Source organism: Roseomonas sp. BN140053, assembly GCF_047690175.1.
GTDB lineage: Bacteria > Pseudomonadota > Alphaproteobacteria > Acetobacterales > Acetobacteraceae > Roseomonas.
Genome location: NZ_JBLLEB010000002.1, coordinates 269,269 through 284,699 on the forward strand (window position 1 = coordinate 269,269; position 15,431 = coordinate 284,699).

At 71.9% G+C, this 15,431-nt stretch carries 11 protein-coding genes; 8 read left to right on the top strand and 3 right to left on the bottom strand.

Annotated features, from left to right (window positions below):
* Positions 1-12: 12 nt before the first annotated feature.
* The 8 genes from ACLIBK_RS03380 (at position 13) to ACLIBK_RS03415 (ending at position 11,373) form a co-directional block, all read left to right on the top strand.
* On the top strand, positions 13-684 hold the full coding sequence (locus ACLIBK_RS03380; RefSeq protein WP_415385809.1) for a flagellar hook assembly protein FlgD: 672 nt from the start codon (positions 13-15) through the stop codon (positions 682-684).
* A 202-nt stretch (positions 685-886) separates the two neighbouring features.
* Positions 887-1,495: a sigma-70 family RNA polymerase sigma factor gene (locus ACLIBK_RS03385; protein ID WP_415385810.1), complete on the top strand. Its 609-nt coding sequence runs from the start codon at positions 887-889 to the stop codon at positions 1,493-1,495.
* On the top strand, positions 1,492-1,914 hold the full coding sequence (locus tag ACLIBK_RS03390; protein ID WP_415385811.1) for a hypothetical protein: 423 nt from the start codon (positions 1,492-1,494) through the stop codon (positions 1,912-1,914). The genes ACLIBK_RS03385 and ACLIBK_RS03390 overlap by 4 nt, the downstream gene beginning before the upstream one ends.
* On the top strand, positions 1,914-2,345 hold the full coding sequence (locus ACLIBK_RS03395) for a periplasmic heavy metal sensor (RefSeq protein ID WP_415385812.1): 432 nt from the start codon (positions 1,914-1,916) through the stop codon (positions 2,343-2,345). The genes ACLIBK_RS03390 and ACLIBK_RS03395 overlap by 1 nt, the downstream gene beginning before the upstream one ends.
* A 14-nt stretch (positions 2,346-2,359) precedes the next feature.
* Entirely contained in the window at positions 2,360-3,832 is a 1,473-nt protein-coding gene (locus ACLIBK_RS03400) for an efflux transporter outer membrane subunit (protein WP_415385813.1), read from the top strand.
* Positions 3,833-3,854: 22 nt separating this feature from the next.
* Positions 3,855-5,177 (top strand): efflux RND transporter periplasmic adaptor subunit, encoded by a 1,323-nt coding sequence (locus ACLIBK_RS03405; protein WP_415385814.1) that lies wholly within the window; start codon positions 3,855-3,857, stop codon positions 5,175-5,177.
* A complete protein-coding gene (locus ACLIBK_RS03410; protein WP_415385815.1) occupies positions 5,174-8,275 on the top strand; it encodes an efflux RND transporter permease subunit in 3,102 nt (1,033 codons plus the stop codon). Before ACLIBK_RS03405 ends, ACLIBK_RS03410 begins: the two co-directional genes overlap by 4 nt.
* Positions 8,276-8,283: 8 nt before the next feature.
* Positions 8,284-11,373 carry an efflux RND transporter permease subunit gene (locus tag ACLIBK_RS03415; RefSeq protein WP_415385816.1) on the top strand — a complete coding sequence of 1,030 codons (3,090 nt, stop codon included), beginning with the start codon at positions 8,284-8,286 and terminating at the stop codon, positions 11,371-11,373.
* A 147-nt stretch (positions 11,374-11,520) separates the two neighbouring features.
* Here ACLIBK_RS03415 and ACLIBK_RS03420 read toward each other — a convergent pair whose 3' ends face one another.
* From ACLIBK_RS03420 to ACLIBK_RS03430, 3 genes are all read right to left on the bottom strand, one after another.
* A complete protein-coding gene (locus ACLIBK_RS03420; protein WP_415385817.1) occupies positions 11,521-12,390 on the bottom strand; it encodes a cell envelope integrity EipB family protein in 870 nt (289 codons plus the stop codon).
* Between the two features lie 30 nt (positions 12,391-12,420).
* On the bottom strand, positions 12,421-14,220 hold the full coding sequence (aspS, locus tag ACLIBK_RS03425; protein ID WP_415385818.1) for an aspartate--tRNA ligase: 1,800 nt from the start codon (positions 14,218-14,220) through the stop codon (positions 12,421-12,423).
* A gap of 152 nt (positions 14,221-14,372) precedes the next feature.
* Positions 14,373-15,320 (bottom strand): aldo/keto reductase, encoded by a 948-nt coding sequence (locus ACLIBK_RS03430; protein ID WP_415385819.1) that lies wholly within the window; start codon positions 15,318-15,320, stop codon positions 14,373-14,375.
* Between the last annotated feature and the right edge of the window lie 111 nt (positions 15,321-15,431).

The following is a 15,431-nucleotide window of genomic DNA, read 5'->3' on the forward strand; positions in this document are numbered from 1 at the left end:
AGGAGGACCCGCATGACCACCACCAATGCCGCCGCGGCCAGCACCACCACCACCGCGGCCACCGGCGCCGCCGCGTCCAAGCCGGTGCTGTCGGCCAACTTCAACACCTTCCTGACGCTGCTCACCACGCAGCTGAAGAACCAGTCGCCCGACGACCCGCTCGACACCAACGAGATGACCGGCCAGCTCGTGCAGTTCGCGGGCGTCGAGCAGCAGATTTCCATGAACGGCAACCTGGAGAAGATGATCGCGCTGCAGCAGACCTCGCAGCTCACCGCCGCGGCGCCGATGCTGGGCCAGCGCGTGGAGGTGGAGGGCAGCCAGATCGCCCTGCAGGATGGACGGGCGGAAATCCGCCTGCCCGCGGCCGGCGCGGCCTCGCAGGCGCATATCACGGTGCGGAACTCGGCCGGCCGGATCCTGCGCGAGGCCGACGTCACCCTGGGCAGCGCGGCGCAGAGCTGGAACTGGAACGGTAAGGACAGCACCGGCACGCAGGTGGCGAACGGCGCCTACAGCACCACCGTGACCGGCATCGCCACCGGCGGTGCCGTGGCGCCGCTGACCTGGACCTCCACCGGCACCGCCACGGCGGTGGAGCGCAACAACGGCGCCCTGCAGCTGATGCTGGGCAAGGCGGGCTTCGACTTCGACAAGGTCCGCTCCGTCACCGCGCCGGGATGACCCGGGCGGGCCGCCAATCCCCGGGCAGGGCGGCGGGCCCTTCCCCCGGGAGGCCGCGGGCCCGGCGCCCTCAGCCTGCCACGAAGCGGTTTCAATTCGTCGCGTGGGGTACGGGCGGCGTGTCCGTATCTATCCTGTAGAAACGAGACCCATGCCCTCCCCCATCGCCGCCCTCGCGCTCCGCCACTGGACCGGAGCCCCGATGCCCCGCGTTCCGGCCACGGACCGCCTGGAGCGCAACCGCGCCGAGGCGGCCGACGAGGTGCTGGTGGCCTGGTCGGTGGCCGGCGACCGCCTGGCCTTCGACCAGCTCGCGGCCCGGCACCTGCCGCGCCTCTACGGCCTGGCCCTACGCATCACCGGCACCGCGGCCGAGGCGGAGGAGGTCGCCCAGGACGCGATGCTGCGCGCCTGGGAAAACGCCGCGCGCTTCGACCCGGCCCGGGCCAGCTTCGGCACCTGGGTGTTCCGCATCGCCAGCAACCTCGCCATCGACCGCGTCCGCAGCCGGGGCAGCCGTCCCGCTGCCCCCCTGGAGGAAGCGGCGGCGCTGGCCGACCCGGAGCCCGGGCCGGAGGAGCAGCTCTCGGCCCGGCAGCAGCGCGGCCGCATGGCCGCCGCCCTGGCCGAGCTGCCGGCCCGGCAGCGCGCGGCGCTGGCGCTGTTCTACGACCAGGGGCTGAGCGGCAGCGAGGCTGCCTCAGCCCTGTCCGTGTCGGTGCGCGGGCTGGAGGGCCTGCTGCGCCGGGCCCGCCGCTGCCTGGCGGCCCGGCTGCGCGGCCCCGAAGGGGAGCAGGACGGATGGGCATGAGCCTGCGCCGCTTCGCGCAGTTGCTGGACACCTTCGGGGCGGAGGCCGCGCATTGGCCGGTCGGCGAACGGGCCGCGGCGGCATCCCTGCTGGACAGTTCGCCCGAAGCCCGGGCGCTGCGGGACCGGGCCGCCCGGGTGGATGCCGCCCTCGGCGCCAGCCTTCCCGCGCTGGACCCGGCGGTGCTCGGCCGGATGCGGGCCAACCTCGCGGCCCAGGTGGCGCGCCGCCCGCTGCCCGTGGCGGCTGCGGGCCGCTTGATCCTGGAGCGCTGGCTGCGGCCCGTGCTGCCGGCCGGCTGCGGCGCCCTGGCCGTGCTGGCGGCCAGCGGCGTCTGGCTGGTGCTGGCCACGCCGCAGGGCAGCGTGGATCTCGCGGTCGCACCGCCGGTGCTGGCCATGCTGGAGGATGGAGACTGATGCGCCTTTCGGCGCCGCTGGTGCTGCGAATCGCCCTGGGTGCTTCGCTGGCCCTCAACCTCGTGCTCGGCGCCTTTCTGGCCTGGCCGGGGCCGGTCCGGGGTGGCGGTGGCCCCTGGCGGTTGCAGGCCCGCATGGAACGCGCGCTTTCCGGCCCCGACCGCGACATCTTCCACCGCGAGATGGAAGCCGGGCGTGCCCGCACCGAGGCGGCGCTGCGCGGCATGCGCCAGGCGCGGGAGCCCATCGAGGCGGCCATGCGGCGCGAACCTTTCGACCCTGCCGCCCTGGGTACGGCGCTGGCGGCGGCACGCGGGCGCTGGCAGGAATTCAGCATCGCCTTCGAGAACGAGCTGCTGCGCGCCGTGGGCGCGATCTCGCCCGACGGGCGCCGCCGCTTGGCCGACGACATGCCGAGGCGGAGAGAATAGGAACACTGCCGCACGTGACGACCTTATCCTTACCGGCCGCCGCGTCGCGCCGGGGTGCGCCGGCAACGTTGCGCCGGGGCGCGCCGGCGACGCTGCGCCTGGGCGCACTGGCCACGCCGCGCCGCGGCGTGCTGGCCACGCTGCTCGGCGGCCTCGTCGGCTGCGGCCCGCAGGCCGAGCCCGTGGTGTCCGGCATCGCGCTGCCAAGCCGCTTCCGCGAAGCCGGTGACGCACCCGTGCAGTGGCCCGACCCGCAATGGTGGGCGGGCTTCGGCTCGCCCGAGCTGAACCGGCTGATGGCGGAAGCGGCCGCGGGCAACTTCGACCTGGCCGCCGCCGCGGCGCGGATCCGGCAGGCCGATGCCCAGCTGCGCATCGCCGGCTCGGCGCTGTTTCCGCAGCTGGATGGCGGCGCCAACGTCACGCGCTCCCGCCCCGCCGGCAGCAACGGCAACCGCTTCCGCGGCACCACCACCTACGACCTCTCGCTCTCGGCCAGCTACGAGCTGGACCTGTGGGGCCGCATCCGCTCCACCACCGATGCCGCCGCCTTCACCGCCCGCGCCAGCCGCTTCGACGCGGCGGCGGTCGGGCTGACCACCGAGGCCAGCGTGGCCAACACCTATTTCCAGGTGCTGGAAGCCGCGGCGGAACTCCGCGTCGAGGAGGAGAACCTGGACGCCGCGCAGCGCACCCTGGCGGTGATCCGCGCCCAGGTCACCGCCGGCACCGCCACCGGGCTGGACCTGGCGCAGCAGGAAACCGTGGTGGCGCAGCAGCAGGCCAACATCCCGCCGCTGCGGCAGAGCATCGCCCAGAACACCCTGGCCCTGGCCACGCTGGTGGGCCGCCCGCCCGAGGACGTCACGGTGTCCCCGGCCGGCTTCGATCAGCTGCGCGTGCCGGCCGTGTCGCCCGGCCTGCCCGCCGAGCTGCTGGCCCGCAGGCCCGACGTGCTGGCGGCGGAAGCCAACCTCGCTGCCGCCAATGCCGACGTCGCGGCCGCCCGCGCCGCCCTGCTGCCCACCGCCGTGCTGTCGGCCCAGGGCGGCTTCCGTTCCCTGGTGCTGGGCACCCTGATCAGCCCGGAAGCCACCTTCTATTCCCTGGTGGCGCAGCTGGCGCAGACCATCTTCGACGGTGGCGCCCGGCGCGGCCAGGTGGAGCTGAGCCGGGCGCAGGCCGAGGAACTGCTGGTGGAATATCGCCGCGCCATCGTGTCCGCGCTGGTGGATGTCGACACCTCCCTGGTGGCGCTGCGCGAAACCACGGAGCAGGAGAAGCTGCGTGCCGAGGCCGCCGCGCGGGCCGCCCGCGCCTTCGGCATCGCGGAGGCGCAGCTGCGCGCCGGCACCATCAACCTGATCACCCTGCTCACCGCGCAGGGCACCCTGTTCTCGGCCCGCACTGCCCTGGTGCAGGTGCGGCTCGCGCGGCTGCAGGCCGCCGTCGGGCTGTTCCGCTCCCTCGGCGGCGGCTGGCGCTGACCCCCTTCGCGAAAGCACCCCGATGGCCCGCTCCCGCCGCTTCCTCCGTTTCACCCTCGGGGTCCTGGTGCTCGGCGCCGTGGGCGCGGGGGGCTACTGGGCCTGGCAGCACTACTACGCCGCGCCGACCACCACGGCGGAGAGCGGCGGACGGGGCCGCGGCGCCGGACGCCGGGGCGGCCCGCCCGCCGGCGCGCCTGGGGGCGGACCCGTCGCGGTGCCAGTAACGGCGGCAGCCGCCACCCGCAAGGACGTGCCGCTGATGCTGGACGCGCTGGGCACGGTGCAGCCGCTGAACAGCATCACCGTGCGCCCGCAGGTCGAGGGCGTGCTGACCGAGATCGCCTTTCGCGAAGGCCAGGACGTCAAGGTCGGCGACGTGCTGGCGCGCATCGACAGCCGCACCTACGCCGCCGCCCTGGCCCAGGCGGAAGCCAAGAAGGCCTACGACCAGGCGCAGCTGAACAACGGCCGCGTGGACCTCCAGCGCTACCAGGGGCTGCTGGCGGCCAGCGGCATCACCCGGCAGCAGGTCGACACCCAGCGCGCCCAGGTCGCGATGTTCGAGGCGCAGGTGGCGCAGGACCAGGCGGCGATCGACAGCGCCCGGACCCAGCTGGACTACACGGTGATCCGCTCGCCGATCGACGGGCGGGTGGGGCTGCGGCAGGTGGACCCCGGCAACCTCGTGCGCTCCTCGGACACCAACGGCCTCGTCACCGTCACGCAGCTGCGGCCGATCGCCATCACCTTCACCCTGCCGCAGCAGGAGCTGCCGCGGCTGATGCGCGCCATGGCCGCAGGATCCGTGCCGGTGGAAACCGTGCCCGGCGCCGCCGGCGCCACCGGCGTGGCCGTGGGCAGCAACCCCAACAGCACCGCCGAGCCGGTGGCGCGCGGCACGCTGCTGACGGTGGACAACCAGGTGGACGCCGCCACCGGCACGGTGAAGGCCAAGGCGGTGTTTCCCAACGACGACCAGCACCTCTGGCCCGGCGCCTTCGTGAACCTGCGCCTGCGCATCGAGGTGGTGCCCGACGCCACGGTGGTGCCCGTGGTGGCGGTGCAGCAGGGCCCCAACGGCGCCTACGTCTTCGTGGTGGGCGACGACAACAAGGTGGCCCAGCGCGCCGTGGCCCTCGGCCCCGTCACCCAGACCGAGGCGGTGCTGCGCGACGGGTTGCGCGAGGGTGAGCGCGTTGTGACCTCCGGCGGGCTGCGGCTGAACCCCGGCACGCTGGTGGCGGTGGCCGAGCCGCCGCCTGCCCCCACCGGCCCCGCCCCGGGCACGGACATCCCGGGCCGCCAGCGCCGGCCGCGGCAGGCGGCGGAGGCGGCGCGGTGAACATCGCCGCCCCCTTCATCAGCCGGCCCATCGCCACCACGCTGCTCTCGGTGGCGGTGCTGCTGGCGGGGATCTTCGGCTACCTGCGCCTGCCGGTCTCCGCGCTGCCGGAGGTGGATTTCCCCACCATCGAGGTGGTGACCCAGCTGCCCGGCGCCTCGCCCGACACGGCGGCACTGCTGATCACCGCGCCGCTGGAGCGGCAATTCGCCCAGATCTCCGGGCTGACCGCGATGAGTTCCACCTCCGGGCCGGGGGTGTCGCGCATCACCCTGCAGTTCCGCCTGGACAAGAGCATGGACGAGGCGTCGCAGGACGTGCAGGCGGCGCTGGACGGCGCCCGCGGCACCCTGCCCTCCACGCTCCCCTACCCGCCCACCTACAACAAGGTGAACCCGGCCGACCCGCCGATCATGACGCTGGCGCTGACCTCGGACACGCTGCCGATCTCGCGCCTCAGCGACACCGCCGACACGCTGCTGGCGCAGAAGCTGGCCCAGGCCGCGGGCGTCGGCCGGGTGTCCGTGCAGGGCAACATGCGCCCGGCCGTGCGGCTGCGCGTCGACCCCGCGCGGCTCGCCGCCTACGGCATCGGCATGGAGGCGGTGCGCACCGCCGTCACCGCCGCCAACCAGAACTCGCCCAAGGGCACGCTGGACGGGCCGCGCCAGGCCGCCACCATCCTGGCCAACGACCAGATCGAGAGCCCGGCCGCCTTCGCCGACATCATCATCGCCTGGCAGAACAACGCCCCCGTCCGGCTGCGCGACGTGGGTGAGGCGACGGAAGCGCTGGAGAACGAGCGCAACGGCGCCTGGTTCAACGGCCGCCCGGCCGTGCTGATCGACGTGCAGCGGCAGCCCGGCGCCAACATCGTGGAAACGGTGGACCGCATCCAGTTCCTGCTGCCGGAGCTGACCGCCGCCATCCCCGCCGGCGCCCGGCTGACCGTGGTGGCCGACCGCACCGAGACCATCCGCGCCTCCGTGCACGAGGTGCAGTTCACCCTGGTGCTGGCCATCGCTCTGGTGGTGGGCGTGATCTACCTGTTTCTCGGCAGCGGCCGTGCCACGCTGGTGCCGGCCGTGTCCCTGCCGCTGAGCATCGTCGGCACCTTCGGCATCATGGCCGTGATGGGCTACTCGCTGGACAACCTGTCGCTGATGGCGCTGATCGTGGCCACCGGCTTCGTGGTGGACGACGCCATCGTGATGATCGAGAACATCGTCCGGCTGATCGAGGAAGGCACCAAGCCCCTCGCCGCCGCCTACGAAGGCTCGCGGCAGATCGCCTTCACCATCGTCTCGCTCTCCGTGTCGCTGATCGCGGTGTTCATCCCGCTGCTGTTCATGGAAGGCGTGGTGGGCCGCCTGTTCCGCGAATTTGCCGAAACGCTGACCGCCGCCGTGCTGGTGTCCATGGTGATCTCCCTCACCCTGACGCCGATGATGTGCGCCCTGGTGCTGCGCCCCGCCGGGCAGGACCGCCCGGCGCGCCTCGCCCGCTGGACGGAGAACGGCTTCGAGCGGATGCGCCGCGGCTACGACCGCGCCCTGGTCTGGAGCCTGCGGCACGAAGCGGTGACGCTGATCCTGGCGACGCTGACGGTGGCGCTGACCGCCTGGCTCTACGTCGTGATGCCCAAGGGCTTCCTGCCGCAGCAGGACACCGGCCTGATCCAGATCACCACCGAGGCACCGCAGGACGTGTCCTTCGCCCGCGCCGCCGACCTGGTGCAGCGCATGGCCGAGGCGGTGCGCGCCGACCCCGCCGTGGCCACCGTGGCCGCCGTGGCCGGTGCCGGCACGGTCAACCCGGCGCAGAACACCGGCCGCATCACCGCCGTGCTGCGCCCGCGCGACGAGCGGGACGGGGTGCAGGCGGTGATGAACCGGCTGCAGTCCCGCCTGGACGCGGTCTCGGGTGGTGCGGCCTTTCCCCAGGCGGTGCAGGACATCCAGATCGGCGCGCGGCTGAGCACCACCCAGTACCAGTACATCCTGACCTCCCCCGACGCTGCCGAACTGGCGGAATGGGCGCCGCGGGTGCAGGAGCGGATGCGCGGCATCCCCGGCCTGCGCGACGTGGCCAGCGACCAGCGCGAGGACGGGCTGCGCATCGCCGTGCGGGTGGACCGCGACCGCGCCTCGCGCCTGGGGGTGACCATGCAGGCGGTGGCGGACGCGCTCTACAACGCCTACGGCCAGCGGCAGATCTCCACCATCTACGGGCAGAGCAACCAGTACCGCGTGGTGCTGGAAGCCAGCGACCGGCTGCGCGAGGACCCCAACGCCATCGGCCAGCTGCGCGTCACCGGCACCGCCGTGCAGGTTCCGCTGGCCGAGATCGCCAGCTTCACCCGCACCCGCGGCCCGCTGATCGTGACGCGGGAAAACCAGTTCGCCTCCGTCACCCTGTCCTTCAACCTCGGTGCCGGCGTGTCCCTGGGCGAGGCGGTGGACGCCATCCACGCGGCCGAGGCGGAGATCGGCGTGCCCGACACGGTGACCCGCCGCTTCGGCGGCGACGCGGCGGAGTTCAACACCTCGCTCGCCGGGCAGCCCTGGCTGATCCTGGCCGCGGTGGTGGTGATCTACATCGTGCTGGGCGTGCTCTACGAGAGCTTCATCCACCCCATCACCATCCTGTCCACCCTGCCCTCCGCCGGCATCGGCGCGCTGCTGGCGCTGCGCCTCTGGGGGCTGGACCTGTCGATCGTGGGGTTGATCGGCATCATCCTGCTGATGGGCATCGTCAAGAAGAACGCCATCATGATGATCGACTTCGCCCTGGAAGCGCAGCGCGATCGCGGCCTGGCCCCGCGCGAGGCGGTCGTCGAGGCCGCGTCGCTGCGCTTCCGCCCGATCATGATGACCACCGCCGCCGCCCTGCTGGGCGCCCTGCCGCTGGTGCTGGAAAGCGGCACGGGGTCCGAGTTGCGCCTCCCCCTGGGCGTCAGCATCGTGGGCGGGTTGCTGCTGAGCCAGGTCATCACCCTCTTCACCACCCCCGCCATCTATATCGCGCTGGAACGGCTGCGCGCCCTGGTGGGACGCTGGCGGGAACCCGCGGCCCCAGCCCCGGCCCCGGCCGAGTAGGGCGCGCCATGTTCTCCATCTCCGGCCCCTTCGTGCAGCGCCCCGTGGCCACCACGCTGCTGGCCATCGGGCTGATGCTGGCGGGCTTCCTGGCCTGGGACCGGCTGCCGGTCTCGGCGGTGCCGCGGCTGGACATCCCCACCATCGTGGTCAGCGTCAGCCAGCCCGGCGCCAACCCCGAAACCATGGCGGCCACGGTGACGGCGCCGCTGGAACGCCATATCGGCGAGGTGCCGGGGATCACGGAGATGACCTCCTTCTCCTCCACCGGCAGCGCCAACGTCATCATCCAGTTCGACCTGTCGCGCACGCAGTCCAGCGCGGCGCGCGATATCCAGGCCGCCGTGAACGCCGCGCGGCAGGACCTGCCCTCCGGCCTGCCCAACCCGCCCTCGATCCGCAAGATCAACCCGGCCGACGCGCCGGTGCTGATCCTGGCCATGACCTCCGACACCTTGCAGCAGGTGGCGCTCTACGACGTGGCCGATAGCATCGTGGCGCAGCGCCTGTCGCAGGCCACGGGCGTGGCGCAGGTGCAGGTGGGCGGCGCCGACCAGCCGGCGGTGCGGGTCGCGGTGGATCCGGCCGCCATCGCCGCCGCTGGGATCTCCCTGGAGGACGTGCGCACCGCCCTGAGCCGCGCCAACGTCACCCAGCCCCTGGGCGCGATCGATGGGCCCGAGCAGAGCGCCAGCATCAGCATGAACGCCCGCCTCAGCGGGGCGGCGCAATTCGGCTCCGTGATCGTGAAGGCGACGGAGGAGGGCATCGTCCGCCTTTCCAGCATCGCCCGGGTGACCGATGGCAGCCGCAACCGTCGCCAGGCCGCCTGGTTCAACGACCGGCCCGCCATCCTGATGCAGGTCTACAAGCAGGCCGACGCCAACGTGCTGGAGGTGGTCAGCTCCATTCAGGCAATGCTGCCGCAGATGCGGGCGCTGCTGCCCGGGGGCGTCCACCTGGACGTCATGACGGACCGTTCCGGCACCATCCACGCCAGCGTCGAGGAGGTGGAATGGACGCTGCTGATCACCATCGCCCTGGTGATCATGGTGGTGGCCATCTTCCTGCGCCGCCTCGCACCGATCCTGGCGGCCAGCGTGGCCGTACCCCTGTCGCTGCTGGGCACCCTGGTGGCGATGTGGTGGCTGGGCTACTCGCTGAACAACTTCTCGCTGATGGCGCTGACCATCTCGGTGGGCTTCGTGGTGGACGATGCCATCGTGATGATCGAGAACATGGCCCGATTGCGCGAACGCGGCGTGCCGCCGATCGAGGCCGCCCTGCAAGGCGCGCGCGAGATCGGCTTCACCATCGTCTCCATCACCGTGTCGCTGGTGGCGGTGTTCATCCCGCTGCTGGCCATGGGCGGGCTGGTGGGGCGGCTGTTCCGGGAATTCTCGGCGACGCTGACCGTGGCCGTGGTGCTGTCGGCGGTGATCTCCCTCACGCTGACGCCCATGGTGGCTGCGCGGCTCGGCTCCCACGCGGAGCCGAAGCCGCCGGGCCGCCTCGCCCGCGGCTTCGAGGCCGGGATGGACGCGCTGATCCGCGGCTACCTGCGCTCTCTGCGCGTGGCGCTGCGCTTCCGGCGCTCCATGCTGCTGCTCACCCTCGGCCTGGTGGGGCTGACCGTCTGGCTCTACGTCATCGTGCCCAAGGGCTTCTTCCCGGAACAGGATACGGGCCTGCTGGCCGGCAGCACCCAGGCCGCGCCGGACACCTCCTTCGAGACCATGATGGGCCTGCAACAGCAGGTGACGCGCATCATCACCGCCGACCCGGCGGTGGCCAGCGTCGGCGCTTCCGTCGGCAGCGGCTTCGCCGGCGCCACGAACTCCGGCCAGCTCTTCATCGCGCTGAAGCCGCGCGACCAGCGCGACGTCAGCGCGGCGCAGGTGATCGACCGGTTGCGCGAGCCGCTGAACCACATCCCCGGCGCTGCGGCCTATCTACGCGCGCAGCAGGACCTGTTCATCGGCGGCCGTCCCGGCAATGCCAGCACCCAGTACGTGCTGCTCGGCACCGACCTGGACGAGCTGCGGCAATGGACCAACACCATGGTCGAGAAGCTGCGCACCGTGCCCGGGCTGAACGACGTGTCCTCCGACCAGGAGCGCTCCGGGCTGGTGCAGCGGCTGGTGATCGACCGCGATGCGGCCGCCCGGCTGGGCGTTTCCATCACCGCCATCAGCAACGCCTTCAACAACGCCTTCTCGCAGCGCCAGGTCTCCACGGTCTACGCCACCCGCAACCAGTACCGGGTGATCCTGGAGATCGACCCGGCGCTGCAGCAGGACGCCACGCAGTTCGACCGCATCTTCGTGCCGGGCCGTGACAACCTACCGGTGCCCCTGGGCGCCGTGGCCCGGGTAGGACGCGAGGTCGCGCCGCTGCGGGTGACCCACCAGGGCCAGTACCCGGCGGCCACCATCACCTTCAACCTCGCCGAGGGCGTGTCGCTCAGCCAAGCACAGGCGCTGGTGCAGCAGGCCGAGCGCGAGGTGCTGCTGCCCGGCTCCATCCGCTCCCAGTACGGCGGCAACGCGGCGGCTTTCCGGGACTTCTCGCGCTCGCAGCCGCTGCTGATCGTGGCGGCGCTGGTGACGATCTATATCGTGCTGGGCGTGCTCTACGAGAGCTTCCTGCACCCGCTGACCATCCTGTCCACCCTGCCCACGGCCGGGCTGGGCGCGCTGCTGGCGCTGCTGGCGACGGGCACGGAGTTCGGCGTGATCTCGCTGATCGCGGTGATCCTGCTGATGGGCATCGTGAAGAAGAACGCCATCATGCTGGTGGACTTCGCCCTGGAACACGAGCGCACGGAGAACTTGGGCAGCGAGGCTTCCATCCTGGCCGCCTGCCGCGACCGCTTCCGGCCGATCCTGATGACCACCCTGGCCGCGCTGCTCGGCGCCGTGCCGCTGGCCGTCGGTCACGGCGTGGGGGCGGAGATGCGACAGCCCCTCGGCATCGCCATCATCGGCGGGCTGATCGCCTCGCAGTTGCTGACGCTCTACACCACGCCGGTGATCTACCTGGTGCTGGACCGCTGGCGGCACCGGAAAGCGCCGCGGCAGGTCGGGGCCACGGCGTAGCGGGCAGCAAGCCGGGGGGAAGTATCCCCCCGGCCCCCTTCTATTTTCGGGAGTTTGAGGGCGTGCCCGTGGCCGCCCGTGCTCTTTTACTCATGAAAGAAGGAGGGGGACCGGGGGAGTTCACTCCCCCGGCCTTCCCTGCTCCACTCAGCAACCGCCGGGAATGGCTTCCAGCGTGTCGAGCCGGCCGTTCAGCGTGAACTCGCCGAAGTCCATCTTCATGTCGTCGGCCACGCCGTTGGCGTAGTAGCGCAGCCCGATCTCGTAGTCGGGCGTGCCCGCCCCGCCGCCATTCTCCTTCTTGCCGAAGAAGGCGATGCGCATCTGGCCGCTGGGCTGGTTCAGCAGCGGGAAGCGCGGCTGCGCCGGCGGATTTGCCTCCCAGCCGGTGATCACGGTGGTGCTGTCCTGCGCCCCTTCCTCGCTGGTGCCGTCCATCAGCGGGGCGAGCAGCAGGCGGCGACCGGCGCGGGCCGTCTCGATGGCCTGAATGGTGTGCATCATCGGGAACAGCGTCCCCGGCGGCAGCCGCTCCTCGCGCGCCTGCGGCTGCTCGTAGCGCACCGTGCCGGAACCGTCCGCCTCGCGCGTGGCCTCGCCCAGGATGCGCTGGCTGACCGCGCCGCCGGAACTCTGCGTCATGGAGAAGCGCAGGCGGCGGCCATCCTTGCTCTCGAAGGTGTTGTAGTCCGAGACCGTCTCGGCCTGCTGCCCGTCACGGTCGGTGATCTGCAGGGTCAGCCGCTGCCGGGTGGTCCAGCCCTCGCAGGCGTCCAGCACCTCGAACATCATGGCGCCCTGCGCCTGGGCGACGTCGCTGTTGTCCCGCGCCCGGTCCAGCGTCAGGCGATAGGCGGCACGGTGCGAGGCCATGGCCGCCGCGCCGGGGATCTGGTTGGGCACGGAAGCCGCGACCGGCGGCACCGGAGCGGGAGGCACGGCGGGCTGCGGGGCCTGCGCCGCGGCCGGGGCGGCCAGCAGCGCGAGACCGAGCATGGAAACATGGCGCAGGCGCATCGATCCGTCCTTCGGGTTCCGGGGCTTCATCTAGGCACTCGCCTTGGTTCCGGCACCCTTGGCGGGCGGCAGATCGGGCTTGATGTGGAGTTCCTTCCAGCGGCCGGGCTCGACCGTGCTGGGGGCGCCCATCATCAGGTCCTCGCCCTGCTGGTTCATGGGATACATGTTGACCTCGCGGAGGTTCGGCTCCTCGGCCAACAGCATCACGATGCGGTCGATGCCGGCCGCCATGCCGCCGTGCGGCGGGGCGCCGTAGCGGAAGGCGTTCAGCATGCCGCCGAACCGCTCCTCCACCGCGCTCTCCGGATAGCCCGCCATGCCGAAGGCCTTCACCATGATCTCGGCCTTGTGGTTGCGGATCGCGCCGGAGGCCATCTCGTAGCCGTTGCAGACGATGTCGTACTGAAAGGCCGGGATGGTCAGCGGGTCCTGCTTCTCCAGCGCTTCCATCTCGCCCTGGGGCATGGAGAAGGGGTTGTGGCTGAAGTCCACCTTCCCCGTTTCCTCGTTCAGCTCGAACATCGGGAAGTCGACGATCCAGCAGAAGCGGAACACGTCCTTCTCGAGCAGTTCCAGCTCCTGGCCGATGCGGGTGCGGACGGTGCCCGCGAACTTTGCGGCCTCCTCCACCTTGCCGGCGGCGAAGAACACGGCATCCCCGGGGCCGATGCCGCAGGCGGCGCGGATGGCCTCCACCCGCTCGGGCTCCAGGTTCTTGGCGATCGGGCCCTTCGCGCCATCGGCATCGAAGGCGATGTAGCCGAGGCCGCCGGCACCCTTGGCGCGCGCCCACTCGTTCAGCTTGTCGAAGAAGCCGCGCGGCTTGCCGCCGGCGCCCGGCGCGGGAATGGCGCGCACGACACCGCCCGAGGCCGCGATCTTGGCGAACAGCCCGAAGCCGGAACCGGCGAACTGGGCGGTGACATCGCGGATGATGAGCGGGTTCCGCAGGTCCGGCTTGTCCGAGCCGTAATCCAGCATCGCCTGGGCGTAGGGAATGCGCCGCCAGGGACCCTCATCCATGCCGCGGCCGGCCGCGAAGGCCTCAAAGGTGCCGCGCACGACGGGCTCCATCGTCTGGAACACGTCCTCTTGGGTGACGAAGCTCATCTCCACGTCGAGCTGGTAGAACATCAGCGTGCGGTCGGCGCGGCCGGCCTCGTCGCGGAAGCAGGGGGCGATCTGGAAGTAGCGGTCGAAGCCCGCCACCATCGTGAGCTGCTTGAACTGCTGCGGCGCCTGCGGCAGCGCGTAGAACTTACCGGGGTGCAGGCGGGCCGGCACCAGGAAGTCGCGCGCACCCTCGGGGGAGCTGCTGGTCAGGATCGGCGTCTGGAACTCATTGAAGCCGGCGGCGATCATCCGCTCGCGGATGTCGTGGATGACTTTCGCGCGCAGGATCATGTTCCGCTGCAGGCGCTCCCGCCGGAGGTCGAGGAAGCGGTAGCGCAGCCGCATCTCCTCCGGCGCGTCGTCGTCGGTCGCCACCTGGAAGGGCAGGACATCGGCGGCGGACTGCACCACCAGCTCGCGCACCCGCAGCTCGATCTCGCCCGTGGGCAGGCGGGGGTTCACCGTCCCCGCCTCACGCGCCACCACCTCGCCGGTCACCGTGATCACGCTTTCCGGCCGCACCGCATCGGCCGCGGCGAAGACTTCGGAGCCCTGGGGAATGACGCACTGGGTCAGCCCGTAATGGTCCCGCAGGTCGAGAAAGAGCAGCCCGCCATGGTCGCGCTTGCGGTGCACCCAGCCGGACAGCCGGGCGGTGATCCCGGCATCGGTGGCGCGCAGTGCGCCGCAGTTGTGGGTGCGGTAGGCGTGCATGAAAAAACCCTGCGGTGTTCGGAAAGGTGGGGAGAAGGGGGACCCTGCCCCGCCCTGTCAAGCCCGAGCAGGGCAGGCCGCCGCCCCCACTCCGCCGCCGTGGCCGAGGCGGGCACGACCGGGGTGGGCAGCGAGGCGAGCAGCCCCTTCTCTCAGGCGCTCGCCTGGTCCAGCGCCTCGATCGCCTCCCGGTCCAGCGAGAGCTGCGCTCCCTTCAACAGGTCTTCCAGCTGCTGCGTGCTGGTGGCGCTGGCGATGGGAGCGGTGACCCCGGGCCGGGCCACCAGCCAGGCAATCGCCACCTGGGCCGGCGTGGCGCCGAGCCGCGCCGCAGCCTCGTCCAGGGCGGCCAGCACGCGTCGGCCGCGCGCGTCCAGGTACCGGGTGGTGCGCTCGCCGCGCGGGCTCTTGGTGCGGTCGGCCTCGCTCCGGTACTTGCCCGTCAGGAAGCCCGAGGCCAGGGAGGAATAAGGGATCACCCCCACCTCCTCCTCCCGGCAGAGCGGGCCCAGCTCGGCCTCGAAGCCCGGCCGCTCCATCAGATTGTAGAGCGGCTGCAGGCTCTCGTAGCGCGGCAGGCCGAGCCGGGCGCTGGTGTCCAGCGCTTCCCGCAGCCGGGCCGCGCTGTAGTTGGAGGCCCCGATGGCGCGGACCTTGCCCTGCCGGATCAACTCGGCGAAGGCGCCCAGCGTGTCTTCCAGCGGCGTGCTCTCGTCGTCGCGATGGGCCTGGTAGAGGTCGATGGTATCCGTCTGCAGGCGTCGCAGGGAGGCTTCCACCTCCCGCCGGATCCAGTCGGGCGATAGGCCCTGCTCGCCCGAACCCATGCGCATGCCGACCTTGGTCAGGATCAGCACGTCGTCGCGGCGGCCCCGGCGCTGGAGCCAGCGGCCGATCACCGTTTCGGACTCGCCGCCCTGATGCCCCGGCACCCAGTGGGAATACACGTCCGCCGTGTCGATGGCGTTGAACCCCGCTTCCACCAGCGCGTCGAGCAGGCGGAAGGAGGTCGCCTCGTCGGCCGTCCAGCCGAAAACATTGCCGCCGAACACCAGGGGCGGGATGGCGATGCCGGACCGGCCGAGGCTGCGCTGTTCCATGCGTGATCTCCTTGGATCAGTCCCTGGGCCGCGCCCGGGAGCGGGCCGGGCCGGTACCGCCGTACCGGGGTGGCACGGGGCGGGGTCGCCTGTGGCAACGCCTCATCACCG